Below are 26,822 nucleotides of genomic sequence, written 5' to 3' on the forward strand. Positions count from 1 at the left end.
TAAATCACATTTTATTTTAAGAAGAACTTGTTTAAGCGATATGTCAAAATAACCCAGATTTTATGAAAAAAATTTTACTATTACTCATTTTATTTATGGCACATGTTACCTACTCTCAAGTGGGGATTGGTACAGATATGCCGAATTCATCGACGCAGTTAGAAATTGTTTCTAGTAATAAAGGGGTCTTGATTCCTCAAGTGCCTTTAACTAGTCTAACAGATCAAACTAGTATTTCTGCAGGGAATATTGAAAGTTTGTTGGTTTATAATACAAATACTTCCGTAAGAATAAGTCCTGGATATTATTATTGGTATCAAGGAAGTTGGTTAAAATTTCTTGCTAAGCAAGATTTGCCAGATAATATAGTGTATTGGGATGTGGTTAATAATCAATATTCTTATATAGACGAGAATGGAGATGTGCAAATTATTACCAATAGTAATTTGGAGACCTTAACATTTCTTAGTCTTAATGAAGATGGAAAATCTTTAGATTATAAAGATGAAAATGGGGATGTAACAGAATTAGACATGACTAATTTGGTTAAGAATCTAGAAACCATAACAACTATTGTAGATAATGGTGATGGTACAATTACTTATTTTAATGAAAATAATGATCAGATAATAATTGATTTAGCTAATGGTCCTGCTGGAGCAGATGGAATAGATGGTGTTGGAATAGCCTCAACAGCAGATAATGGAGATGGTACATTTACCATTACATATACGGATAGTTCAACATTCACAACTTCAGATCTTACAGGTCCACAAGGTACTCAGGGAGTTGCTGGTGTAGACGGAACAAATGGAGTAGGAGTTGATTCGACAACAGATAATGGCGACGGTACATTTACAATTACATATACAGATGGATCAACATTCACAACCGTAAATTTATCAGGAGCTGATGGCGCTGACGGAATGGATGGTGTTGGAATAGCCTCAACAGCAGATAATGGAGATGGTACATTTACCATTACATATACGGATAGTTCAACATTCACAACTTCAGATCTTACAGGTCCGCAAGGAGCTCAAGGAGTTGCTGGTGTAGACGGAGCTGATGGAATTGACGGTACGAATGGAATAGATGGAGTAGGAGTTGATTCGACAACAGATAATGGCGACGGTACATTTACAATTACATATACAGATGGATCAACATTCACAACCGTAAATTTATCAGGAGCTGATGGCGCTGACGGAATGGATGGTGTTGGAATAGCCTCAACAGCAGATAATGGAGATGGTACATTTACCATTACATATACGGATAGTTCAACATTCACAACTTCAGATCTTACAGGTCCGCAAGGAGCTCAGGGAGTTGCTGGTGTAGACGGAGCTGATGGAATTGACGGTACGAATGGAATAGATGGAGTAGGAGTTGATTCGACAACAGATAATGGCGACGGTACATTTACAATTACATATACAGATGGATCAACATTCACAACCGTAAATTTATCAGGAGCTGATGGCGCTGACGGAATGGATGGTGTTGGAATAGCCTCAACAGCAGATAATGGAGATGGTACATTTACCATTACATATACGGATAGTTCAACATTCACAACTTCAGATCTTACAGGTCCGCAAGGAGCTCAAGGAGTTGCTGGTGTAGACGGAGCTGATGGAATTGACGGTACGAATGGAATAGATGGAGTAGGAGTTGATTCGACAACAGATAATGGCGACGGTACATTTACAATTACATATACAGATGGATCAACATTCACAACCGTAAATTTATCAGGAGCTGATGGCGCTGACGGAATGGATGGTGTTTGGAATAGCCTCAACAGCAGATAATGGAGATGGTACATTTACCATTACATATACGGATAGTTCAACATTCACAACTTCAGATCTTACAGGTCCGCAAGGAGCTCAGGGAGTTGCTGGTGTAGACGGAGCTGATGGAATTGACGGTACGAATGGAATAGATGGAGTAGGAGTTGATTCGACAACAGATAATGGCGACGGTACATTTACAATTACATATACAGATGGATCAACATTCACAACCGTAAATTTATCAGGAGCTGATGGCGCTGACGGAATGGATGGTGTTGGAATAGCCTCAACAGCAGATAATGGAGATGGTACATTTACCATTACATATACGGATAGTTCAACATTCACAACTTCAGATCTTACAGGTCCACAAGGTGCTCAGGGAGTTGCTGGTGTAGACGGAACAAATGGAGTAGGAGTTGATTCGACAACAGATAATGGCGACGGAACATTTACGATTACGTATACAGATGGATCAACGTTTACGACTTCAGATTTCACAGGAACACAAGGAGTTGCTGGAGCAGACGGAAATGGAATTTCAACAACTGTAGATAATGGAGATGGAACATTCACGATTACATATACAGATGGTTCAACCTTCACGACTTCAGATTTCACAGGTCCACAAGGAACACAAGGGGTTGCTGGTGCTGATGGAGCAGACGGAAACGGAATTTCAACAACAGTTGATAACGGAGACGGAACATTCACGATTACATATACAGATGGTTCAACATTTACTACTTCAAATTTAACAGGAGATCAAGGAGTTGCTGGAGCAGATGGAGCTGACGGAACAAATGGTATTGATGGTGTAGGAGTTTCAGCAACAACAGATAACGGAGACGGAACCTTTACTATCACATATACAGATGGTTCAACATTTACGACTGCAGATTTCACTGGGCCACAAGGTGCTCAGGGTGTTGCAGGAACAGATGGTACTAATGGATCAGACGGAACAGATGGAGTTGATGGAGATTCCGCATGACATGCTGTAGATTCACTGGACAGAACGATGGATTGCATTACGGAATGGATGGTGCTATGGAGACGGAACAGAGAGTTGATGGAGATCTGCATATGACATTGCTGTAGATGGTGTTACACTGGAACAGAACAGAGTGGATTGCTTCATTAACGGAACAGATGGAGTTGATGGAGATTCTGCATATGACATTGCTGTAGATGGTGGTTACACTGGAACAGAAACAGATGGATTGCTTCATTAAACGAATGGTGCTAAATCAGACGGAACAGATGAGTTGATGGAGATTCCGCATATGACATTGCTGTAGATGGTGGTTACACTGGAACAGAAACAGAATGGATTGCTTCATTAAACGGAATGGATGGTGCTAATGGATCAGACGGAACAGATGGAGTTGATGGAGATTCCGCATATGATATTGCTGTAGACGGTGGTTACACTGGAACAGAAACAGAATGGATTGCTTCATTAAACGGAACAGATGGAGTTGATGGAGATTCCGCATATGACATTGCTGTAGATGGTGGTTACACTGGAACAGAAACAGAATGGATTGCTTCATTAAACGGAACAGATGGTGCAGATGGATCAGATGGAGATTCCGCATATGATATTGCTGTAGATGGTGGTTACACTGGAACAGAAACAGAATGGATTGCTTCATTAAACGGAACAGATGGTGCAGATGGATCAGATGGAGATTCCGCATATGATATTGCTGTAGATGGTGGTTACACCGGAACAGAAACAGAGTGGATTGCTTCATTAAACGGAACAGATGGTACTAATGGAACAGATGGAGTTGATGGCGATTCCGCATATGACATTGCTGTAGATGGTGGTTACACTGGAACAGAAACAGAGTGGATTGCTTCATTAAACGGAATGGATGGTGCTAATGGATCAGACGGAACAGATGGAGTTGATGGAGATTCCGCATATGACATTGCTGTAGATGGTGGTTACATTGGAACAGAAACAGAATGGATTGCTTCATTAAACGGAATGGATGGTACTAATGGATCAGACGGAACAGATGGAGTTGATGGAGATTCCGCATATGACATTGCTGTAGATGGTGGTTACACTGGAACAGAAACAGAATGGATTGCTTCATTAAACGGAACAGATGGTGCAGATGGAGCAGATGGAGATTCCGCATATGACATTGCTGTAGATGGTGGTTACACTGGAACAGAAACAGAATGGATTGCTTCATTAAACGGAACAGATGGTGCAGATGGAGCAGATGGAGATTCCGCATATGATATTGCTGTAGATGGTGGTTACACTGGAACAGAAACAGAGTGGATTGCTTCATTAAACGGAACAGATGGTACTAATGGAACAGATGGAGGATGGGATTCCGCATATGACATTGCTGTAGATGGTGGTTACACCGGAACAGAAACAGAATGGATTGCTTCATTAAACGGAACAGATGGTACTAATGGATCAGACGGAACAGATGGAGTTGATGGCGATTCCGCATATGACATTGCTGTAGATGGTGGTTACACTGGAACAGAAACAGAGTGGATTGCTTCATTAAACGGAATGGATGGTGCTAATGGATCAGACGGAACAGATGGAGTTGATGGAGATTCCGCATATGACATTGCTGTAGATGGTGGTTACATTGGAACAGAAACAGAATGGATTGCTTCATTAAACGGAACAATGGATGGTGAACAGATGGAGTTGATGGAGATTCCGCATATGACATTGCTGTAAATGGTGGTTACACTGGAACAGAAACAGAATGGATTGCTTCATTAAATGGAACAGATGGTACTAATGGAGTTGATGGAGATTCCGCATATGACATTGCTGTAGATGGTGGTTACACTGGAACAGAAACAGAGTGGATTGCTTCATTAAACGGAACAGATGGATCAGATGGAGTTGATGGAGATTCCGCATATGACATTGCTGTAGATGGTGGTTACACTGGAACAGAAACAGAGTGGATTGCTTCATTAAACGGAACAGATGGTGCTAATGGAGTTGATGGAGATTCCGCATATGATATTGCTGTAAATGGTGGTTACACTGGAACAGAAACAGAATGGATTGCTTCATTAAATGGAACAGATGGTACTAATGGAGTTGATGGAGATTCCGCATATGACATTGCTGTAGATGGTGGTTACACTGGAACAGAAACAGAGTGGATTGCTTCATTAAACGGAACAGATGGATCAGATGGAGTTGATGGAGATTCCGCATATGACATTGCTGTAGATGGTGGTTACACTGGAACAGAAACAGAATGGATTGCTTCATTAAATGGGACAGATGGTGCAACAGGACCTCAAGGACCAACAGGTGTTGTAGAGGCTAAAAATTTAACAGCTGCTACAGGTGATACTTCTATTACGGTAACTAACGGAACAGGTGCTACGCTAGTAGATACTAATATTAAAGTAACAGACGGTGGTATTACTACTGTAAAATTAGCAGACGATGCTGTTACAACAGTTAAGATTAAAAATGGAGCAGTAGTTGCTTCAAAATTAGATGCAGGAACAAGTGCAGACGAAACTCGTGTAGGTGTAGCTGATGAAGATGGAGATGTAACTTATCAGAATCTTGAAGATTTAATTGATGAGCCTTGGAGAAATACAGACGACACTGCTGCAACAGACAGTTCAACAGATATTAATTATATGGGTGGTAATGTTGGTGTTGGTAAACTGTCTACAACCAATAAATTACACGTGAAACCAGATTTAGATACAGAGGATCCTGTTAGATTTGAAGATTTGCAAGCAAGTACAGACAGTGCAGATAAAGTTGTAGTTGCAACTTCAACAGGTGTTTTAAAAACAGTAGATGGAACAGTTAGTCAATTAAAGACTTTTATAAAATATAATGCTTCAAGTGGTAGTAGTTTGTTAGGGATTAGTCTTTTAGGTACTTATACGCCAGTAGGGTTTCCTTTAAGTGGAAGGGAGTTTGATGAGAACAGTGAGTTTAGTACAACCACAGGTGTTTTTACGGCTAAACAAGATGGTATATATAATATAAACTTTCAAGCAAATTCAAAAGGTCTTTTAGGAGCAGGTACATTAGGTATTGGGATTTTTAAAAAAGAGGCTACATCTTCTAGTTATACACTACTTGCTGAAGAATCATATGTAAATTTAAATGTATCCGTACTATTTATTGATTTAGATGTGTCTCCTCCAACGCGATCTACTCAAACTTTAGTAAAACTTAATGCAGGAGATCAAATTGTATTTGGGACAGATGTAGGTGTGGTTGGAGCTGCTTTGTTGAACGGTTTTGAATATCAGTTCTCAATACATCAAGTTAAATAAAGTAAATAATGCAAGGTGTTTCTTATAGGTATTAAAGTGCTTATGTTTTTTAACCTATAAGAACACTATTGTGTTAGAAGAGTAACCTTAATCGAGTTTAGAGTGTTGCATTTAAGGAGTGAAAAAAGGAACTTTTATTTAAAAGTCAATATAGATCCCTTTGAATAACAACAAGTCTTCAAGATTAAAAAAAATATAGATTTATGAAAAAACCTTTATTACATATATGCTTTTTATTGTGTGTTACTTCTGGTATCATAGCACAGACCTCTAACGATGGTGTTCTGTATATCAGTGAGAATACACAGTTTTCAACGGTATCTGGATTTAATAATTTAAGTCAGGGTACATTTAATAACGATGGAGAATCTTTTATATATAGTGATTTTAATAACGATGGTGTGGTAGACTTTTATGAAGACACAGGTATCACGCAGTTTGTAGGTTCCGAAAATCAATACATTAGTGGGAGTCAGGTTAGCTATTTATATAATGTAGTTTTTAGTAATGGTAGTAACGATAATCCTTTTCATTTATCAGGAGAAATTAATGTTAGTGGAATTGTAGATTTTGATGAAGGCATTGTCGATAATGATAATTTTGGTGGCGAATTTACCTTTAATATTTACGGAAATCATATTAACACATCAGATATTAGTTATGTAGATGGATTTGTAAACAAATTAGGAGATGAGGAATTTGTGTTTCCTATTGGAGATCAAGGACATTATAGATTAGCTGGTATATCTGCACCTATTGAATCAAATGACTTTTTTAAAATAAAGTATTATTATGAAAATTCTAATGCTTTGTATTCGCATGATCTTAAGGCCGATAATATAATGGAAATAGATCCCGAAGAGTATTGGGATGTACAAAACGTTACTGATAGTCCTAGAGGGTTAATTACATTGTCTTGGAGAGAGTATTCTATGACAGGAGGATTGATGGACGCAGTAGAAAACGAAGAGCTATCTATTGTTAGGTGGGATGAGTCTAGTAATATGTGGATAGATGAAGGCGGAGTTATCGATTTTGACGATCAAACCATTACAACTGCGGTGTCAGGCTACGGTATTTTTACTTTTGCCCGTCTAGAAACAGAACGGTTACCTTGTTCTTTAGAAGTTTACAATTATGTGTCTCCGAACGGAGATGGTAAAAATGATTATTTCGCTATAGAAAAAACAGACGATTCGTGTGTTAGAGAACTTAACGTTCAGATTTTTAATCGTTGGGGTGTTAAGGTGTATGAGATGAGTAATTACGGTGAAAATGGACGTGTTTTTGACGGGCATTCTTCAGGACGATTAACAGTGAAAGATTCCGATAAACTTCCTGCCAATACATATTACTATATTTTAAAATATAAATATGGAAGTGAGCAAGAAAATAACTCCCATAAAGAAGCCGGTTTTTTATACTTAAGCGATAACTAATATGAATAAAATTAGAATGACTTCAAAAAAAAGAAATATAGCTGTTTTAGTGTTCGTGTTGAGTTTGTTTTTTATAGCACCGACTATGGAAGCACAGCAAGATTCGCAGTACACGCAATATATGTATAATACGATTTCTATAAACCCTGCATATGCTGGATCTCGAGAATCTTTAAGTATGCTTGGTGTGTATAGAAGCCAATGGGTTGGTTTAGATGGCGCTCCGGAAACACTAAATTTTTCTGCACATTCACCTATAGGAGTTCAAGGTGTAGGTATTGGTTTAGGTGTTTTAAGCGATAAATTAGGGCCTACTTCAGAGAGTATCTTGTCATTAGACTTTTCTTATACTCTAAGGTTAGCTAAAAATTTAAAATTAGCTTTAGGAGTAAAAGGAGGTGTGTCTATGTGGAATTTAGATCCTACCAAATTAAATATCCAACATCAGAATGATGTTAGTTTAAATCAGCAAGACTACAGTTCTCCAATTATTGGTTCAGGAGTATATTTATATACAGATAAATGGTATGTTGGTTTATCTACGCCTAATTTTTTAGAAACGAAACATTATGACGATATACAAGCTTCTACATTTACAGAGAAAGCACATTTATATTTAATGGCTGGATATGTTTTTGAAATGAATCAGCGTCTGAAATTAAAACCTGCTTTTTTAGTTAAATCTGTTACAGGTTCTCCTTTAGCAGTAGATTTATCTTTAAACGCACTTATTAATGATGGACTAACATTAGGGATGTCTTATCGATTAGATGCTGCAGTTAGTGTATTGGCAGGGTTTCAATTAACCAATACAATTATGGTTGGGTATACCTACGATTATGATACAACAGAATTAGGAAATTATAACGATGGTTCTCATGAAATACTTTTACGATTTGAATTAGGTACCAGACGAAGAGGGATAGTGAATCCTAGATTCTTTTAATAAAAAAATAGATTAATGAAAAATAATATATCCTTTTATAGTTTGTTCTGGTTGTGTTTAAGCATGGTTGCTTTTACAAGCGTTCGTGGGCAAGAAAAAAAAATAATTCGGGCGAATCAGGATTATGAAACATTAGATTTTGTAAATGCTCAAAAAATATATTTATCAGTAGCAGAAAACGGTTATAAGTCTGAAGAATTATATACTAAATTGGCTAATAGTTATTATTTTAATGCGCAATATGATCAGGCCGTAAAGTGGTATGATGATTTGTTTTCTATGGTTGAAAAACCTAAAGAAGATATTATTTATTTACGCTATTCTCAAGCATTAAAAGCTTTAGGGAAATCTAAGCAAGCCATGAAGTATTACAATATTTTTGTAAGTAGAAATAATGTAGAAGAAACACCTTTATTGGCAGAAGATTATTTAAAATTAATTAAAGAAAACTCAGGGAGATATGATTTAGATCCGCTTAGGAAGCTATATAATAAAAATAAAATTTCTTTCGGACATGTCATGATCAAAGACACTTTGTATTATGCCTCTACAAAAGATTCTGATGATTTTTTAAATAAAAAAAGTGGCTGGGACGGTCTTAGTTTTTTATCGTTATATGAAATAGAACTGGATTCTTTAAATCAGGCTATTGGTGATCCTAAAATGCTAAAAGGGAATTTAAAAGGGAAGTATCATGAATCTTCACCTGTATTTACAACCGATAATAGAACGATGTATTTTACAAGAAGTAACACTAAGGTAGATAATAAAACAGCAGATTATAAGTTGAAGATTTATAAATCTGAAAAGGTAAATAATAAGTGGCAAGAAGCTGTAGAGTTATCTATTAATGGTGATGATTTTTCAACAGCTCATCCTGCATTAAGTTCAGATGGGACAAAGTTGTATTTTTCATCAGATCGTCCAGGTGGTTATGGCGAATCAGATCTTTATGTGGTTACTATATCTTCGGGCGGAGATCTTGGAGAACCTGTAAATCTAGGACCTGAAGTAAATACAGAAGGAAAGGAAACGTTTCCTTTTGTAACGGCTCTTAATGAGCTTTATTTCTCTTCAGACGGGCATTTCGGTTTAGGAGGATTAGATATTTTTTACATCAAGATTCTAGACAATCATTATGGACATTTATTAAATATAGGAGAGCCTTTAAACTCTAATGCAGACGATTTTGCATTTGGAATAGATTTAAAAACAAAAAGAGGTTTTATAAGTTCTAATCGCTCTAATCGCGATGGCGAATTTGTTTATGATAATATTTATGTATTTAAAGAAAAAGCACCAGTAATTGATGTATATCTTTCTAATATAGACGGGTATGTTATCGATAAACAATCTAAACAACCTATTCGAGATGCTAGAGTAAGTTTAACAGATTCTCATGGCGATGTGTTTCAGGAAGTTGTAACCGATCAGAATGGATTTTATATCGTTAAACCCGATAAATTTAAATCGTATTTCTTAAAGTCAGAGAAAGAACGTTATGATACTAATGAGAGTGTTGTTAAAGTGAATGCAGCACATCAAGAAATTAATTTTGAATTACAACAAAATGTAGTAGATCTTGTTCCTGGAATGGATTTAGCAGAAGTGTTAAATATTCCAATAATTTATTTTGATTATGATAAGTCAAATATTCGAGCGGATGCCGAAGTTGAACTGCAAAAAATACTTGAGGCTTTAATGACGTATCCTAATTTAAAATTAGAAATAAGAGCACATACAGATAGTCGTGGTAGTGACGATTATAATATGAAATTATCTGCGAGACGTGCACAATCTGCTCTAGATTATTTAATAGGGAAAAATGTAGATAGTGCTAGATTAAAAGCAACAGGTTTAGGCGAGACAGAAATGGTTAATAAATGTTCTAATGGTGTAGAATGCACAGAGGCAGAACATCAAAAAAACAGACGTAGTGAGTTTATAGTTACAAAGTAATTTTTAATAGCCCTCTTTTTCTGATAGTCTTATACATGTTTTGGTAGATTAATAGCAATAAATATCATTTTATATTTTATAGATTAATAGCACTTAAAAGGAGGGTTTTTTATATTTAAAAAGCAACAGATACTATCTTGAATTAAGACTGTATCTGTTGCTTTATTTATTATTATTTTAAAAATCCGATTACGGTATCCACAACCTCTTGTAGTTGTGCAGATACTTCTTTTTTATCCCAAGGATGGGAAGTACCAAAAACATGGTTGGCGCCATCTATAATTTTTAATGTACTGTTAGGATTCCATTCATGCAATTTATAAGCTTCTTCAATAGGTACGCTAGTATCTGCATTACCTTGAATTATAAGATATGGAATTTTTAAATGCGAGACGGCTCGCTTTATAGTTAAGCGCTTTTCGTTTGCTTTAAAATCTTCAAAATATTGATAGTAATGTGGCATATTTTGTTTTGTACGTCCGTTAATAACATATTCTACGCCATTTGCTTTCCATTGTTCTAAGGCTTTTCCGCTAGACATACGTTCAGCATAGTCACTTACGCCTGCTAAGGTTATTACGCGTGAAATTCTAGGGTCTTCTTCAGCTTTTATAGTTACTATACCACCAGCTCGACTATGTCCGAAAAGAACTATGTTTTTAGAGTCTGCTTCAGAGGTGTAATTGTGTTGTATAGTAATCCAATCTATAACAGATTTTAAATCGTCTAGTTCTATCGAGTAATTATTTTGTCCGAAAGCCTCTAAATCTGGAAAATCTATAGGCTGTTCTGGCGTGCCGCCATTGTGAGAGAAGTTAAATTTTATAAAGAAAAATCCAGCATTTGCAAAAGCTTCTGCCATTTGGTTCCATGCACCCCAATCTTTAAAGCCTTTGTAGCCGTGGCAAAAGATTATAATAGGTTTAGGAGTATTGTTTTCTGTGTAAAATACATCTGTTAAGATGGGTTTGTTATGTGTTCCTGGAATTAAAATGTTTGTAATACGTTTCATAACGCGATGGTGTTTTCTTAAAAATTAAGTACTATAAAATTAAAACTTTATAATTGCTTAATAAAACATTCATCTAAAAAAAAAGGCATAAAAAAAGAGTGAGATAACCAGTCCCACTCTTACAAACAAACTAACTAATTGACATAGTTTAACTAACTATCTATTAAAATTAAAACTATATTTTGAATTGCTCAACGTATTCTCTTCCGTTAGCATTTACTATTACTTTATAATTTCCTGAATGTTTTTTAGATAAAGAGTAGATACGATTGATATCTGCAGTATCTGAAAATTTTTCAGTGTGAATTAATTCATAATCTAATTCACTATTGTTAGTAGTGTAATAAATTTTTACTTCTACATTTTCTTTTTCTAAATCTAATTTAGAAACATATATTTTGTTTTCTTCAAATTTTACAACTGGCTTAAAAATGCTTTTTTCAGATGCTTCATTAAAAGTTACTGCTCCTAAAGATACTGTAAAAGGCATAATTTGAATTTCAAAACCTTTTTCATGTTCAAAAGAATAGTCACCGTCAGGTAAAGCTGTTAAATCAAACTTGTTATTGTAAAGACCAGAAGTTTCAATAGTCGTGTTGTATAAAACAATACCGTAATCATCTTTAATAGATAATTTTTGACCTTCTTTTACATTATTAAGTGTTAAAACAATTTCTGATTTTGTTCCTTTTAAATTATCCGAAGATGTGTTAGCGAAACTAGAAACACCAGTTGTTAAGGCTAACATTAAACTGAATACTAATACTTTTTTCATAATCATTAATTTTAATACTTAATTACATTACAAAGGTATGTGGCTTGTCTTGTGTAGAAAACATCGATATTGGCTATTTTGTATGCTATATTAACTGTAAATAAATTGTTAAGGTTATGATATGGTAAAATAGTACATATTAGGGTTAATTATACACATGCTATACCATATACATTTTGTATTTTTGCCACATAAATGTGAAAGTCTCATGAAGTTAAAACCAACTTACGAAAAGGTAACACCAAGTTTTGGAAGCTCGTTGGTGGTAAGGCAACATACGCAAGAAGCCCACAAGAGCAAGGCTTTCTGGCATTTTCATCCGGAATTAGAATTAGTATATGTAAATAAAGGACAGGGAAAAAGGCATATAGGGAATCACTTATCGTACTTTAATAACAGTCAACTTATACTAATAGGTTCTAATTTACCCCATAATGGATTTGCAGATAGGTTAACTGCACGTGGTTCTGAAACTATTGTCCAGTTTTTACCTAATTTTTTAGGAGATACGTTTCTTAAGCTACCAGAAATGGAGCGTATAGCCATGCTTTTTGAACGTGCTAAAAAAGGGGTGCTATTTAAACCTGAAACAAAATTGGTTGTCGGACCTAAAATTGAAGCTTTAATAGAATATCAAGGTTTTAATCGTGTTTTAAAATTACTAGAAATTTTAAACGACTTGGCAATGTCTGAACATTACAGTTTATTAAATGTAGATGGTGTCGCTTTTGAAACAGAACCTCAGGATAGTGCTAAAGTAGATGTAATTTTTAGATATATAAACAATAATTTTCAGCGTCATATTAGTTTAGAAGAAATTGCTGATCAAGCAAACATGACGGTGCCTGCATTTTGCAGATTCTTTAAAAAAGCAACTGGTAAAACCTTTACTAAATTAGTAAATGAATACCGTGTAGTGCATGCAACTAAATTATTGCAAGAAAGTGAAATGAGTATTACCGACATTTGTTTTGAATGTGGTTTTAATAATTTTTCTCACTTTAATAAATTTTTTAATGAAATAACAGGAACTAGTGCTTCTAAATATAGAAGTGAAATGACACGTATTATCCAGTAAATAAATTGAGTTTATGAATGGCAAAATCCTCAGGTTAATTATTAATCTGAGGGTTTTGTTTTGTAATAAAGTATAATTTATTGCTTAAGTAATTATTTTTCTCCATTCCATTCTGCATAAAACTGATCTAAGAAGTTAACCATGTAATCATGTCGCTTAGTCGCTATTTCTTTTCCTGTTTTAGTATTCATCTTGTCTTTTAAAAGGAGAAGTTTTTCGTAAAAATGATTAATTGTAGGGGCAGTAGATGCTTTATATTCTGCTTTAGTCATATTTAAATTCGGAGCAATCTCTGGATCGTGAATGGTTCTGTTTTTAAATCCGCCATAATTAAATGTTCTGGCAATACCAATAGCGCCTATAGCGTCTAAACGGTCTGCATCTTGCACCACATCTAATTCTGGAGATGTAAAAGTGGCTTTAAAGTTTCCGCCTTTATAAGATATGTTTTCAATAATATTAGTAACATGAGTTGCTGTGGCTTCATCAATATTAATTTCTTTTAAAAACGCCGAAGCTACTTTTGGTCCCACGGTTTCATCGCCATCATGAAATTTACTATCGGCTATATCGTGAAGCAAAGCACCAAGTTCAACAACAAACAAATCAACATGTTCTGTTTTTGCTATTAATTTTGAATTTTTATAAACACGTTCTATATGAAACCAGTCGTGTCCGCCTTCGGCACCTTCTAATTTTTGTTTTACAAAGTTAATTGTAGTCTGTATTTGTAAGTCTTTAGTCATAGCTATAAAAGTAAAAATTCCTAACTGAGACAGAAAGGAATTTTTGAGGTTTAATTATGTTTTAGTTGTATATCGTCATTCTGAACTTGATTCAGAATCCCGTGTTTCTATTTGTTTGATGCTGAAATAAATTCAGCATGACGTGACCGAAACAAAACTAAGCGTAAGTTTCAATACTATATTTTAGCAGGTTCTACCCATTTAAATTCAAACGAATTTTCTGGAATCTTCATACGCTCTGCAACACGCATCATACGGCTTGGGAGTTTTATAAGATAATCTCTAGCCTTTTCAGCTTCGTCTGTTAAGCCGGTAATTTTATCGATTTCCCAACGTTTAAGTAATTTTTCTAGAATCTCTATATAATCCATAGATGTGTAAACTCCAATACGCTGTGCTGTGTTAGAAAATTCTTCGAAAGCAGAACTTACTTGTCCGCCAGATTCTCTTAAAAAGTGAGCAGGCATTGTAATTTTTTGTTTCATCATATAATGAAACGCCATCATCATTTGGCTAGGATCTACTTTAAAAATACGTTCTACAAATTCGCTATACGCATTATGGTGTCTCATTTCGTCTCCCGAAATAATTCTACACATTTTACCTAGCTGTTTGTTGCCGCGTTCTCTTGCAAATTTAGCTACTCGGTTATGAGAAATGTAAGTGGCTAGTTCTTGGAAACTGGTATAAACAAAGTTTTTATAAGGGTCGCGATCTGTACCAATATCAAAACCATCAGAAATTAAATACTGAGTTGTTTTTTCAATTTCTTTCATGTTTACACGTCCAGAAAGGTAAAGGTATTTGTTAAGTACATCTCCGTGTCTGTTTTCTTCGGCAGTCCAATGGCGTACCCATTTAGACCAGCCATTACGTTCTACTTGCCCAACGCCTTCTACATCCATTAACCAGGATTCGTAGGTTGGTAAAGCTTCTTCGGTAATCATATCTCCAACTAAAACTACCCATAAGTCGTAGGGTAATTCTTTAGCTAATTCTCTTATTTCTTTAACTTCTTCAAAAAAGGTTGGACCTTCAGAGTTTGGTAAAAAATCTGTAGGTTGCCAAATGGTTTCTATCGGAATTAAATATTTTTCTATTAAAGCGTCTACGTCTTTTTCTAAAAACTGCATCACTTCTAACCTTACATTTTTTAATGACATAATGTTAAGTTTTAAGGGTTTATATTCTCTGTCACAGTACGTTCAATTTCGTCAATCAAAGTTTCTGTAGAGTCAACAAAGGTAGATAAATTTATGGGTTTATGGACTGTTAATGTAATATGTGCGCCTAATCCCATAGGAAATTTACCATACTTTAACGTTTTCCATGAATTATTAATTGTTAATGGAACTATGGTTGCTGTCGGAATTTTCTTTATTAATGTTTGTAAACCACGACGTTGAAACGGTTTTGGTGTGCCATCTTTACTGCGTGTACCTTCGGGGAAAATAACGGCCGCATATTTTTTATCATTTATAAAATCTGAAAATTCACTAATTGCTCGTATAGACTGTCTTGGATTCTTTCTATCTATTAAAGCAGAGCCACCATGGCGTAAATTATAAGACACGCTAGGTATGCCTTTTCCTAATTCTATTTTGCTAATAAATTTAGGAGAATATTGTCTCATATACCAAAGTATAGGAGGAATATCGTACATGCTTTGGTGATTAGACACTATAATTAAAGGTGTGTCTTTTGGCATCTCGGCATCAAAATTATTAGTATAAGTAAAACGTGTTCCTAAAATATTTAAGCAACGTAATAACGTAAATTGTAATGTATTTACACTGTGTTGTAAAGCACTATAGCCAAATACACGATGGCTAATCCATAAAATGGGGTGGAATATACATATAGATAGTAAAAAAGCTAAAGCATATAATACACTTAAAGGATACGCTATAAGTTTCATTATTTAGGTTTTGGAAGTTTAGAATTTAAACAAAAATAAGATATAAAAAAAACCACGCAAAAGCGTGGTTTATATTTTTTACAAAATCCGACTTAACACACTTGGTTAAAAGCATCTTTAAGATTGTCTGCAATCATTTCTGCAGGACGACCCTCAATATGGTGACGCTCTAACATATGTACTAATTCGCCATCTTTAAATAAAGCAATACATGGAGAACTTGGAGGGAAAGGAATCATATAACCTCTCGCTTTATCTACCGCCTCTTTATCTACTCCTGCAAAAACAGTTACAAGATGGTCTGGGTGTTTATCGTTTTTTATGCTCATGCTTGCTGCTGGACGTGCATTTGCTGCAGCACAACCACAAACCGAATTTACAACCACTAAAGTTGTTCCTTCTTTTGCTAGAGCAACATCTACAGCTTCTGCTGTATGTAATTCTTCAAAACCAACTTTGGTTAAAATCTTCGCGCATTGGTTTAACTAATTCTGCTGGATACATATTTTAAATTTTTTGTTTATTAAATAAAGGCCAAATATACATAATTAAAACAGAAACAATCACGACTTTAACGTAACCTAAATAAGTATGAAAATCTAAGTGCTTTGGGCGTTTCCTTGCTTGGGCAAGGTCGGGCTATACGCTATATCTTTTTGTTTTAAGGAAACAAAAAGGATGCCGTTGCTATCCCTAACGCAGAAGTAACTAGAACTGTAAAAAACATTTTAGTTAAAATTACATGTAGTATATTTGCGCAACTAAAATAAAAATATGGGTATTTCAAAATGGTTAGGAGCTACTTTAGGTATGTCGTTTGGTGGGCCAATAGGCGCCATTCTAGGATTTGCATTAGGGAGCATGGTAGATGGTTTTACTAATGGAAGCATTAAAGTTAATACGGGATCTTCTTATCAGCCGCAACCACAAACAAGAACCAAGTCTAGTGAGTTTGATGTTAGTTTATTAATATTAGCAGCCATTGTTATAAAAGCAGATGGAGTTAGCGATAAACGCGAATTAGATTTTGTACGCGCTCAATTTGTTGGTATGTACGGTAAGGAACGTGCTAACGAAGCGTTTAAATTATTCAAAAATATAAGCAAACAAAAAGATATTCCAGTTCGCGATGTGTGTTTGCAAATTCGCCAGATGATGGATCATCCGTCTCGTCTTCAATTACTTCATTTTCTTTTTGGAATCGCAAAAGCAGATGGTAATGTAAGTAGTGTAGAGGTAGATGCTATTTTTAGTATTTCTAACTATTTAGGTATTCGTGCTATAGATTTTGAAAGTATTAAGGCTATGTTTTATAATAGCAGCGATAATGCATACAAAATTCTTGAAATTGAAAAAACAGCAACAGCTAGCGAGATTAAAAAAGCTTATCGTAAAATGGCTAAAAAATACCATCCCGATAAAGTGTTACACTTAGGGAAAGAATATCAGAAAGGTGCCGAAGAAAAGTTTCGTCAAGTTCAAGAGGCTTACGATCAGCTTCAAAAAGAGCGTGGTTTTAAATAAATAAAGCTTTAATAAAAGGTTTACACTTAAGACGGATTTGATGGTAATACATCAGATTCGTCTTTTTTTTTATATGGATACTGATGTTAAGGTGTTTAGGTTGTTAGTGTTTAAAAGAGGAAGATTTTATCTTCATTTAAAATTGATTTAGAAGGATTGTGGCTGTTGGTTACGTTAAATTTTTACAAAAATATATTTAGTCTTATCTAAAAATATATTTGTATTCAGGTAAATTGTGTATCTTTGTTGTTAAATAAGAATTTAGTGGTTACATTATCTGAAGAAAATTATTTAAAAGCAATTTACCATTTGGGTAAACAAGGTTCGGTAGCAGTTAGTACAAATGCTATAGCCGAAAAAATAAAATCAAAAGCCTCATCTGTTACCGATATGGTAAAAAAATTAGCAGATAAAAATTTGGCTAACTATGTTAAATATCAAGGGGTGACTTTAACCGAAAAAGGACGTTTAATAGCGGCTTTAGTCATTCGGAAACACAGACTTTGGGAAGTGTTTTTGGTCGAGAAATTAAATTTTACTTGGGATGAGGTACACGATGTTGCAGAGCAATTAGAACATATAAAGTCGTTAAAACTCGTTGATGAATTAGATGCTTTTTTAGGGTGTCCAACACACGACCCGCACGGAGATCCTATTCCTGATAAAGATGGAAATTATTCGCCTATAAAAAGTGTGAATATTTTAGAAATTAAAAAAGGCGAACAAGGTGTTTTGGTATTGGTAAAAAATTCATCCGACTCATTTTTAAAGTATTTAAATAAAAATAATTTAGCACTAGGAGATGCTATTAAAGTAATAGACTTTGAACCTTTCGATAAGTCTTTAACTATAGAAACATCTGATAGAAAAATGATTATCTCTAATGAAGTTGCTAAAAACTTATACTTAAGCTTATAATTATGGAAAACTACAGCCCTTTATTAGCGCTCTCAATATTTTTTATAGTAGTAGCATTATTGTATGTTTTATTTAGGCCTACAAAAGGGTGGTTTTGGATTATTAGGAAAGCATTTGAAAGTAGCGAAAAAGTAATTATAGAAGATGTCTTGAAACAGCTTTATCATTTCGAAACTTCGAATAATAGAGTGGATATGAAAACATTAGTTCAGATTCTAGATTTTAAAAATACGGATATTGTCGAGGCTGTTAAAAAAATGACAATTAATGATTTGATTTATTCAGAATCGGATGTTTTAAAGCTCACAGAAGAAGGTCGTGATTATGCGCTTCGTATTGTTCGGGTGCACCGTCTTTGGGAGCGTTATTTAGCAGATAAAACAGGAATACACAAGAAAGAGTGGCACGATAGAGCTGAATCTATGGAGCATAGATTAAGTCATGATGAAGCCGACGAGTTAGCTGAGCATTTAGGACATCCAAAATTTGATCCGCATGGAGATCCTATTCCAACAAAAACAGGAAAAATGGCATCTGTTCATGGTGTAGAGTTACCGCTTTTACCTGTGGGTTCTATTGGGAAAATTACACATATTGAAGATGAGCCTGAAGTGATTTATAAACAAATTTTGGCAGAGCATATTTATATGGGATCTCTACTAAAAGTAATAGAAAATAATTCGACAAGAATAGTGTTTGAATCGGAGGGGGAAGAATTTAAATTAGCACCAATAGTTGCAGCAAATTTAACCGTAGCACTTATAGAAAAAGAAGTTGTTCTTGAAGATAACATAACTCGTTTATCTAGTTTAGAAGAAAACGAAACTGCTAAAATTATTGGAATTTCTAAAGAGAATAGAGGAGATAGTAGAAGACGTTTATTAGATCTTGGTTTTGTGAAAGGATCAAATGTTAGTATCGATCTTTTAAATCCGTTAGGCAATCCTAATGCCTATTTAATTAAAGGAACTTCTATTGCTTTACGAAAAGATCAGGCTTCTAAAATCTTAATTAAAAAAGATTAAACTATGGAAACAAAAGTAAAGAGCGCTTGCGATACGTGTGCGTTATATAATAAAGATGGTTTAAAGCGACTAGGTATTCATACTGATAATTTTGATTTTATAGTAGCTTTAGCTGGAAATCCTAACACCGGAAAAAGTACGGTTTTTAATGCATTAACAGGGTTAAAACAACATACTGGTAATTGGCCAGGAAAAACGGTTACACGTGCAGAGGGAGGTTTCGAATACAATACTGAAAAAATACAAACTGGTAGATTTACCAGGAACATATTCATTACTGTCAACCTCTGAAGATGAAGAAGCAGCACGAGATTTTATTCTTTTTGGAAAACCCGATGTCACTGTAATTGTTGCCGATGCAAACCGGTTAGAACGTAATTTAAACTTAGTGCTTCAAATTCTTGAAATTACAGACAAGGCGGTGTTGTGTTTAAATTTAATGGACGAAGCGAAACGTAATAAGGTTGATATAGATGTAAGGACATTATCTCGAGATTTAGGTATTCCTGTTGTGCCAACAAGTGCACGATTTAATAAAGGTATTCCAGAATTAATACAAACCATTAGTGAAATTGCTAGTGGTAAAATTGTGTGTAAACCACATCGCATTAAAAATGTGCCCAAAAATATTGAACAAGCTGTAAAAACATTAACGGTTCAAATAGAAAAAGAGTTTCCTAATATACCAAACAGTCGTTGGATTGCTTTTAGATTGTTTAGAAGGTGATAAGCAAATTATAAATGCTTTAAAAACGGGAGAATTTCTTTAAATATTCAATCAGATGAAAGATAATAATATAGACAATATCATCGAGTTATCTAACGAGCTTCGTTGGCAAATTGGAGATGAGTTTCATGATAATTTAACAGAGAGTATTTACGCAGATGCTGCAGATATTGTTAAGGATTCTGTAACGACTCAGGACGGTGAAAAGCGTTTTCGTTTAGATTCTAAAATAGATAAAATTGTAACAAGTAAAACGTGGGGATTTCCCATCATGTTTTTAATTTTAGGAACGGGTTATGGCTTACCATTGTTGGTGCTAATTATCCGTCTTCTATGTTGGCAAGCTTGCTTTTAGATACGGTTCATCCCATTTTAAAAAGTGGAGCAGATAGTGTTCACATGCACATGCCTTGGTGGCTTGCAGGTTTTTTAATAGATGGTGTGTATTTGGCTGTTGCTTGGGTTATTGCTGTTATGTTGCCGCCTATGGCAATATTTTTCCCGATGTTTACGCTTTTAGAAGATTTTGGTTATTTGCCTAGAGTTGCTTTTAATTTAGATTCTTTATTTAATAAATCTGGAGCACATGGTAAACAAGCATTAACTATGAGTATGGGATTTGGTTGTAATGCTGCAGGTGTTGTGGCAACACGTATTATAGATAGTCCTAGAGAACGATTAATAGCCATTATTACAAATAATTTTTCGTTGTGTAATGGGCGTTGGCCAACACAAATTTTAATTGCTACCATTTTTATTGGAGCTGTTGTGCCTGACTCGTTATCTAGTTTTGCATCGTTATTAGCTGTAATTGGTGTAGCTGTTTTAGGGTTAGCTTTTATGTTTGGAGTGTCTTGGGCATTGTCTAAAACCGTCTTAAAAGGAGAAGTATCTACCTTTAATTTAGAGTTACCTCCTTACAGACCGCCACGTTTTTGGAAAACAATTTATACCTCTTTAATAGATAGAACTGTAATTGTGTTATGGCGAGCAATTGTATTTGCAGCTCCAGCAGGTGCAGTGATTTGGTTAATTTCTAATGTACACATGGGAGATGAAACTATTGCGGCTTGGTTAATTAATGGAATGGATGGATTCGGATTCCTTTTGGGGCTGAATGGTGTTATTCTGTTAGCTTACATTGTAGCGATTCCTGCAAATGAAATTGTGATTCCTACAATATTGATGCTTACAGTTATGGTTACCGGAATTGGAGGCGGTGCAGGAGCAGGAGTGATGTTCGAGTTAGATTCCATAAACGCAACTGGAGATATTTTAAGAGCTGGTGGTTGGACGTTATTAACCGCAATTAATTTGATGCTTTTTAGTTTACTTCACAATCCGTGTAGTACCACAATTTATACCATTTACAAGGAAACAAATAGTGTAAAATGGACTGTAGTAGCTTCTATTATGCCTGTTATTTTAGGGTTTGTAGTTACTTTTTTAGTCGCTCAAATTTGGAGATTATTTCTTTAGATTCAATTCGTTAAAAATTAAAAAGGAGACATATATTCAGTATTTTAATATTGAATACTTGTCTCCTTTTATATGTGAAATAAGATAGTGTTGAAACTTGTTTTGTTTCAATATAACATTAAATAAAAGTGTTAAAATAGAAAAGGTTATTAAGTGCTGTATGCATCTAATAACCTTTTCTTGTATCTATATAATTATAGTTGATAATGTTTAACTACAGCCACAGCTAGTACCGTCAGAACCACATGCTTTTTTCTTGGATTTGTCTTTTTTCCAAAAGAATTTTTTAATAAAAAATGCGACTGCTATTCCTAAAGAAGCAAAAACTAATATGTTTTGAATGATTGTATTCATAATCTAATAGTCGTTTTAAATAGTGATACTTTCAATGTTTATTTTAAAACTTGAAAAGCAATTAATGCCGATAAATAAGCCATCCCAGTCATAACCACTAACTGTAAAGCTGGCCATTTCCAACTGTTTGTTTCGCGTTTTACTATGGCTAGCGTACTCATGCATTGCATGGCAAAGGCGTAGAAAAGTAATAACGAAATTCCAGAAGCAAAGTTAAAAAGTGGTCCGCCTAAAATAGGATTCACTTCGCCTGCCATTCTGTTTTTAATTGTTTCTTCTTGGTCGCTACCAACACTATAAATGGTTGCTAAAGTTCCTACAAATACTTCACGAGCAGCAAACGAACTTACAATCGCAATACCAATTTTCCAGTCGTAACCTAAAGGTCTAATAATAGGTTCTATACCATGACCGGCAATACCAATGTATGAATGTTCTAGTTTATAAGAATCTATTTCATTATTTAAGTCTTCTTGAGATAAATTTTCTGAAGCATATTTTTCTGTAACAATGCTCTCTGCTTCATTAAAATGTTTGCCAGGTCCGTAAGAAGCAAGAAACCAAAGTATAATTGAAATGGCAAGAATAATTTTACCAGCTCCAAATACAAAAGATTTTGTTTTTTCTAGAACAGTTATGGCAACGTTTTTAAATAATGGTAATTTGTAATTTGGCATTTCAACAACAAAAAAGGTCTTGCTTTTAAGTTTCATTATGCGGTCTAAAATATAAGCTGCACAAATAGATGTTCCGAAGCCTAATAAATATAACAACATTAATGTAAGTGCTTGGTAGCCTAGTCCTAGAAAATTACCTTCGGGAATTACTAAAGAAATAATAATTAAATAAACAGGTAGTCTTGCAGAACACGTTGTAAACGGGGTAACAAGTATGGTAATTAAACGTTCTTTCCAGCTTTCTATGTTACGTGTTGCCATAATTGCAGGAATGGCACATGCTGTTCCGGAAATTAAGGGTACAACACTTTTTCCGCTTAATCCAAAACGACGCATTATACGATCCATTAAAAATACAACGCGACTCATATAACCACTTTCTTCTAAAACAGATATAAATAAGAATAGAAATGCAATTTGTGGAATAAAAATAACAACTCCTCCAAGTCCCGGAATAATCCCTTCAGACAGTAAATTAGTAAATACTCCTGGAGGAAGTGCGGTTTTAACCCATTCTCCTAATGTAGCAAAAGAAGAATCTATAAAATCCATTGGCGCATTGGACCAGTCGTATATCGCTTGGAATATGGTTAATAGTATAAAAAGGAAAATAACATAACCCCAAACTTTATGCGTTAGTATGCGGTCTAATTTTGAACGTAAATCTTTTGCTTTAGAGGCGTCTATAGTTTGCCCTTTTTTAAGCGTATTATTTATAAACTGATAGCGCTTTATGGTTTCTTTTTGTTGTAAACGCTTTAAGTCGGTTTTACTTTTTGTTTTAAAATCTGTTACCGCATCAAATTCATTTCTGTCTGTTTTTCCGAAATTAGCATCTTGGGTAATTACTAACCAAAGTTTGTAAAGTAATTGTTTAGGAAATACTTTTTGTAGACCATCAAAATATGATTTATCAATTTCTGAGGCATTTAAGCACGGCGTTGTAGATTGATCTCTGTAATTAGCAATAAGCTCTTTTATTTTGTCAATACCTTCATTTTTTCTAGTACTAACAACAGCTATTTTTGTTTTTAATTCGGCTTCTAAATACGGAATGTCTAATGTTATACCACGGTGAGACATACGGTCTGCCATATTAATAACAAGAATGGTAGGGATTTCTAAATCTTTTATTTGTGTAAAAAGAAGCAAATTTCGTTTTAAATTTTCGACATCACTAACAACAATGGCAATGTCTGGAAAATCTTTTCCTTTCTGGTTTAAAAGGAGTTCTATAACGACATTCTCATCTAGTGATGATGCATTTAAACTGTAGGTACCAGGAAGATCTATAATGTGTGCTTTAACGCCACGTGGTAATTTGCAAATTCCTTCCTTTTTTTCGACAGTAATACCAGGGTAGTTTCCTACTTTTTGGTATAGTCCTGTTAGGGCATTAAATACTGAAGTTTTACCTGTGTTAGGATTTCCTATTAAAGCAACGTTGATTTGTTTACTCATGTGATAATTTTTCAATTAAAATATGGCTTGCAGTATCTTTTCTTATAGCCAAATGTGTTCCGTTAATGTTCAGGTAAATTGGGTCCTTAAATGGTGCAATTTGTACAAGTTCGACTTGACTGCCCGGAAGACAACCCATTTCTAATAATTTTAATGGAATTTGACTGGATGAAACATCTGTAATAACAGCAATTTCTCCACGTTTTAGATGTGCTAAAGTTGTTTGCAAACTTATTTAGATTGATTTTAAAGAAGCAAAAGTAAGGTAAAAAGTAACGCTAAAAAAAAATTAAGCCTAAAACTACTTTTTATATTCCCTTTTTAAGATTTCTATATCTTTTAGTAATTTATTAATGGCTTCAGGATCTGTACCATCATAATATCCTCGAATTTGTTTTTTCTTATCGATAAGCATAAAGTTTTCGGTATGAATCATGTCAAATTCATCTCCGTTACCTACAGTTTTTACAGCCATGTAACTTTTTCTAGCCAATTCGTAGATCTGTTTTTTGTCGCCTGTTACCAAGTTCCATTTGGCATCATTAACCCCTTTTTCTATCGCATATCTTTTTAGTTGTGCAACAGAATCTATTTGTGGTGTTACGGAATGTGAGAGCAGCATAACCTCATCATCATTTAAAATTTCTTTTTGAATTTTTGCCATGTGGTCTGTCATGATTGGGCAAATGGTCTGGCAGGTTGTGAAAAAGAAATCGGCTACATAAATTTTATCTTTATAATCGTCTTGAGTAATTATTTTTCCGTTCTGATTAATCAGACTAAAATCGGCAATTTTATGATACTTTCTAACGTCTAAAAGTGTACTGTCTACTAACTCTTGGTCTACTTGAGACGGTTGGTATATGGGAAGTGGTTTTTCTACGTCTAGTATGTTATAAATAATGGCAATAATAACCATTGATATTATAGAAAAAACGATGGCGAAGTATTTGTAATCTTTAAAAAATGATAACATGTTTTAATTATAAATCGTGAGTACAAGCAAAAATACGAGTAAAATTAAGTTAAATAAAGACCTTTTAATAATAAAAACATGTTAAAAAAAGAAGGGTAAAAGGTGTTTATATTTTTTTACCACTTTAAAAAATGTATTTTTGCGCGTTAAAATATAACTGTATAAACTACATGGAGTTTCTAATTAAGATTTCTCAATTTTTATTAAGCCTTTCTTTACTTATTGTATTACACGAGCTTGGTCACTTTATCCCTGCAAAATTATTTAAAACGCGTGTTGAAAAATTCTACTTATTTTTCGATGTAAAGTTTTCTCTTTTTAAAAAGAAAATAGGAGATACTGTGTATGGTATTGGGTGGTTGCCGCTTGGTGGTTACGTTAAGATTTCTGGAATGATAGACGAGAGTATGGATAAAGAGCAAATGGCTTTACCACCACAACCTTGGGAATTTAGATCGAAACCAGCTTGGCAACGTTTAATTATTATGCTTGGTGGTGTAACGGTAAACTTTGTTTTAGCAGCACTTATATATATGGTTATGGCTTTTGCTTATGGCGAAACCGATATTGATACCGCTAGCATTAAAGATGGGTATTTAATTACCAACCCAATTCTTGAAAATATGGGCGCGCAGACTGGTGATAATGTTCTGGCTATTAACGGAGATACTGTTACGGGATATTCTGATATGAGATCGAAATTAATTGAAGCTAAAACGATACTTATTGAGCGTGACGGCGTGCAAAAAACACTAACGACTCCAGTAGATTTTTTAGGACAATTAAGTACAGGAGAAGATAGAACGTTATTCGAATTGCGTATGCCTTTTGTAGTTGCTCAGGTTCCTGATAGCTCTGCAAATAAAAATGTAGACTTAAAAGCAGGAGATATTATCACAGCCGTAAATAATACTAAATTAAAATATTTTGATGAATTTCATTCTGTTTTAGAATCCTCTAAAGGGAAAACGGTTAAGGTTGATGTTTTAAGAGGGAAAGAAGAATTTTCTAGAGAACTTAAAGTGAGTGAAGATGGTAAATTTGGAATTGCTTATTACCCGCAAGCTAGCGCGGCAACACTTAATGCTTTAGGTTACTACGATATTGTTACTAAAACATACGGTTTAGGAGAGAGTATTGGTGTAGGTGCTGTAAAATTTAAAGAACAAATAGTTGGTTATTGGGCACAGTTAGGTTTAATGATTAAGCCAAGTACAGGTGCTTATAAAGGTGTAGGTGGATTTAAAGCTATTTTCGATGTCTTTCCTAGTACATGGAGCTGGGAAGCTTTCTGGGGAATTACAGCCTTTTTATCTATTATGTTAGGTGTATTAAACTTGTTGCCAATTCCTGCTTTAGATGGAGGACATGTAATGTTTTTATTATACGAAATGATTTCTGGACGTAAACCAAGCGATAAGTTTTTAGAGTATGCACAAATGGTAGGATTCTTTATTCTTATAGCGTTAGTGCTGTTTGCAAACGGAAATGACATCTTTAAAGCGGTGTTTAAATAATTTTTTAAAAATTTTTTAAAAAAGTTTTGTGCAATTGAAATAAAGCTCTATATTTGCACTCGCTAATGCAAAACACTCCTTCTTAGCTCAGTTGGTTAGAGCATCTGACTGTTAATCAGAGGGTCCTTGGTTCGAGCCCAAGAGAGGGAGCAAAGCTAGCTAAAGCCTTACA

The 26,822-nt window shown here is 34.5% G+C and carries 21 protein-coding genes, 1 tRNA gene and 2 pseudogenes; 14 read left to right on the forward strand and 10 right to left on the reverse strand.

The genetic code is table 11. The features are described 5' to 3' along the window. Window positions 1-62 precede the first annotated feature (62 nt). The 7 genes from GQR95_RS05610 (at window position 63) to GQR95_RS05640 (ending at window position 10,463) form a co-directional block, all read left to right on the forward strand. Window positions 63-1,817 (forward strand): hypothetical protein, encoded by a 1,755-nt coding sequence (locus GQR95_RS05610; RefSeq protein WP_159022232.1) that lies wholly within the window; start codon window positions 63-65, stop codon window positions 1,815-1,817. After that, window positions 1,768-2,796, forward strand: coding sequence for a hypothetical protein (locus tag GQR95_RS05615; protein ID WP_159022233.1), 1,029 nt, complete (start codon window positions 1,768-1,770; stop codon window positions 2,794-2,796). Before GQR95_RS05610 ends, GQR95_RS05615 begins: the two co-directional genes overlap by 50 nt. A 357-nt stretch (window positions 2,797-3,153) precedes the next feature. Then, on the forward strand, window positions 3,154-4,530 hold the full coding sequence (locus GQR95_RS05620) for a hypothetical protein (protein ID WP_159022234.1): 1,377 nt from the start codon (window positions 3,154-3,156) through the stop codon (window positions 4,528-4,530). Window positions 4,531-5,465: 935 nt separating this feature from the next. Next, on the forward strand, window positions 5,466-6,119 hold the full coding sequence (locus GQR95_RS05625) for a hypothetical protein (protein ID WP_159022235.1): 654 nt from the start codon (window positions 5,466-5,468) through the stop codon (window positions 6,117-6,119). Window positions 6,120-6,322: 203 nt separating this feature from the next. After that, a complete protein-coding gene (locus tag GQR95_RS05630; protein WP_159022236.1) occupies window positions 6,323-7,558 on the forward strand; it encodes a gliding motility-associated C-terminal domain-containing protein in 1,236 nt (411 codons plus the stop codon). 1 nt (window position 7,559) lies between these two features. Next, entirely contained in the window at window positions 7,560-8,504 is a 945-nt protein-coding gene (locus GQR95_RS05635; RefSeq protein WP_233266010.1) for a type IX secretion system membrane protein PorP/SprF, read from the forward strand. Between the two features lie 15 nt (window positions 8,505-8,519). Next, window positions 8,520-10,463: an OmpA family protein gene (locus tag GQR95_RS05640; RefSeq protein ID WP_159022237.1), complete on the forward strand. Its 1,944-nt coding sequence runs from the start codon at window positions 8,520-8,522 to the stop codon at window positions 10,461-10,463. 172 nt (window positions 10,464-10,635) lie between these two features. Here the strand turns inward: GQR95_RS05640 and GQR95_RS05645 are convergent, their stop codons facing one another. Together GQR95_RS05645 and GQR95_RS05650 are read right to left on the reverse strand one after the other, a co-directional pair. Next, entirely contained in the window at window positions 10,636-11,475 is an 840-nt protein-coding gene (locus tag GQR95_RS05645) for a S9 family peptidase (RefSeq protein ID WP_159022238.1), read from the reverse strand. Between the two features lie 175 nt (window positions 11,476-11,650). After that, window positions 11,651-12,250 carry a hypothetical protein gene (locus GQR95_RS05650; RefSeq protein ID WP_159022239.1) on the reverse strand — a complete coding sequence of 200 codons (600 nt, stop codon included), beginning with the start codon at window positions 12,248-12,250 and terminating at the stop codon, window positions 11,651-11,653. A 208-nt stretch (window positions 12,251-12,458) separates the two neighbouring features. Here GQR95_RS05650 and GQR95_RS05655 point away from each other — a divergent pair, with 208 nt between their 5' ends. Beyond that, complete coding sequence (locus GQR95_RS05655) at window positions 12,459-13,328, forward strand: AraC family transcriptional regulator (protein WP_159022240.1); 870 nt, start codon at window positions 12,459-12,461, stop codon at window positions 13,326-13,328. Between the two features lie 92 nt (window positions 13,329-13,420). Here GQR95_RS05655 and GQR95_RS05660 read toward each other — a convergent pair whose 3' ends face one another. The 4 genes and pseudogenes from GQR95_RS05660 to GQR95_RS05675 all read right to left on the reverse strand — a co-directional run bounded on the left by GQR95_RS05660 (window position 13,421) and on the right by GQR95_RS05675 (window position 16,496). After that, window positions 13,421-14,074, reverse strand: coding sequence for an HD domain-containing protein (locus GQR95_RS05660; protein WP_159022241.1), 654 nt, complete (start codon window positions 14,072-14,074; stop codon window positions 13,421-13,423). 176 nt (window positions 14,075-14,250) lie between these two features. Beyond that, complete coding sequence (locus GQR95_RS05665; protein WP_159022242.1) at window positions 14,251-15,237, reverse strand: acyl-ACP desaturase; 987 nt, start codon at window positions 15,235-15,237, stop codon at window positions 14,251-14,253. Window positions 15,238-15,248: 11 nt separating this feature from the next. Continuing rightward, on the reverse strand, window positions 15,249-15,992 hold the full coding sequence (locus GQR95_RS05670; RefSeq protein WP_370514532.1) for a lysophospholipid acyltransferase family protein: 744 nt from the start codon (window positions 15,990-15,992) through the stop codon (window positions 15,249-15,251). A 92-nt stretch (window positions 15,993-16,084) separates the two neighbouring features. Continuing rightward, window positions 16,085-16,496, reverse strand: a pseudogene (locus tag GQR95_RS05675) (BrxA/BrxB family bacilliredoxin). A gap of 270 nt (window positions 16,497-16,766) precedes the next feature. Between GQR95_RS05675 and GQR95_RS05680 the strand changes: the two are divergent. The 4 genes and pseudogenes from GQR95_RS05680 to feoB (GQR95_RS05695) all read left to right on the forward strand — a co-directional run bounded on the left by GQR95_RS05680 (window position 16,767) and on the right by feoB (GQR95_RS05695) (window position 21,665). Further along, window positions 16,767-17,516 carry a DnaJ domain-containing protein gene (locus GQR95_RS05680; RefSeq protein WP_159022243.1) on the forward strand — a complete coding sequence of 250 codons (750 nt, stop codon included), beginning with the start codon at window positions 16,767-16,769 and terminating at the stop codon, window positions 17,514-17,516. Window positions 17,517-17,780: 264 nt separating this feature from the next. Further along, a complete protein-coding gene (locus GQR95_RS05685; protein ID WP_159022244.1) occupies window positions 17,781-18,434 on the forward strand; it encodes a metal-dependent transcriptional regulator in 654 nt (217 codons plus the stop codon). Window positions 18,435-18,436: 2 nt separating this feature from the next. Then, window positions 18,437-19,459: a metal-dependent transcriptional regulator gene (locus GQR95_RS05690; protein WP_159022245.1), complete on the forward strand. Its 1,023-nt coding sequence runs from the start codon at window positions 18,437-18,439 to the stop codon at window positions 19,457-19,459. 3 nt (window positions 19,460-19,462) lie between these two features. Then, window positions 19,463-21,665, forward strand: a pseudogene (feoB, locus tag GQR95_RS05695) (ferrous iron transport protein B). 210 nt (window positions 21,666-21,875) lie between these two features. Here the strand turns inward: feoB (GQR95_RS05695) and GQR95_RS05700 are convergent. The 4 genes from GQR95_RS05700 to GQR95_RS05715 form a co-directional block, all read right to left on the reverse strand. Further along, window positions 21,876-22,019, reverse strand: a complete 144-nt coding sequence (locus GQR95_RS05700) for a FeoB-associated Cys-rich membrane protein (protein WP_159022246.1) — start codon at window positions 22,017-22,019, stop codon at window positions 21,876-21,878. A 38-nt stretch (window positions 22,020-22,057) separates the two neighbouring features. Further along, entirely contained in the window at window positions 22,058-24,157 is a 2,100-nt protein-coding gene (gene feoB, locus GQR95_RS05705) for a ferrous iron transport protein B (protein ID WP_159022247.1), read from the reverse strand. Continuing rightward, window positions 24,150-24,386: a FeoA family protein gene (locus GQR95_RS05710; protein WP_159022248.1), complete on the reverse strand. Its 237-nt coding sequence runs from the start codon at window positions 24,384-24,386 to the stop codon at window positions 24,150-24,152. The genes feoB (GQR95_RS05705) and GQR95_RS05710 overlap by 8 nt, the downstream gene beginning before the upstream one ends. Window positions 24,387-24,458: 72 nt before the next feature. Beyond that, window positions 24,459-25,133 (reverse strand): SCO family protein, encoded by a 675-nt coding sequence (locus GQR95_RS05715; protein WP_159022249.1) that lies wholly within the window; start codon window positions 25,131-25,133, stop codon window positions 24,459-24,461. A 170-nt stretch (window positions 25,134-25,303) separates the two neighbouring features. Between GQR95_RS05715 and rseP the strand changes: the two genes are divergently transcribed. Continuing rightward, a complete protein-coding gene (gene rseP / locus GQR95_RS05720) occupies window positions 25,304-26,650 on the forward strand; it encodes an RIP metalloprotease RseP (protein ID WP_159022250.1) in 1,347 nt (448 codons plus the stop codon). Between the two features lie 76 nt (window positions 26,651-26,726). Next, a tRNA-Asn gene (locus GQR95_RS05725) sits at window positions 26,727-26,800 on the forward strand. Window positions 26,801-26,822: the final 22 nt, after the last annotated feature.

The organism is Formosa sp. L2A11 (genome assembly GCF_009796865.1).
Lineage (GTDB): Bacteria > Bacteroidota > Bacteroidia > Flavobacteriales > Flavobacteriaceae > Formosa.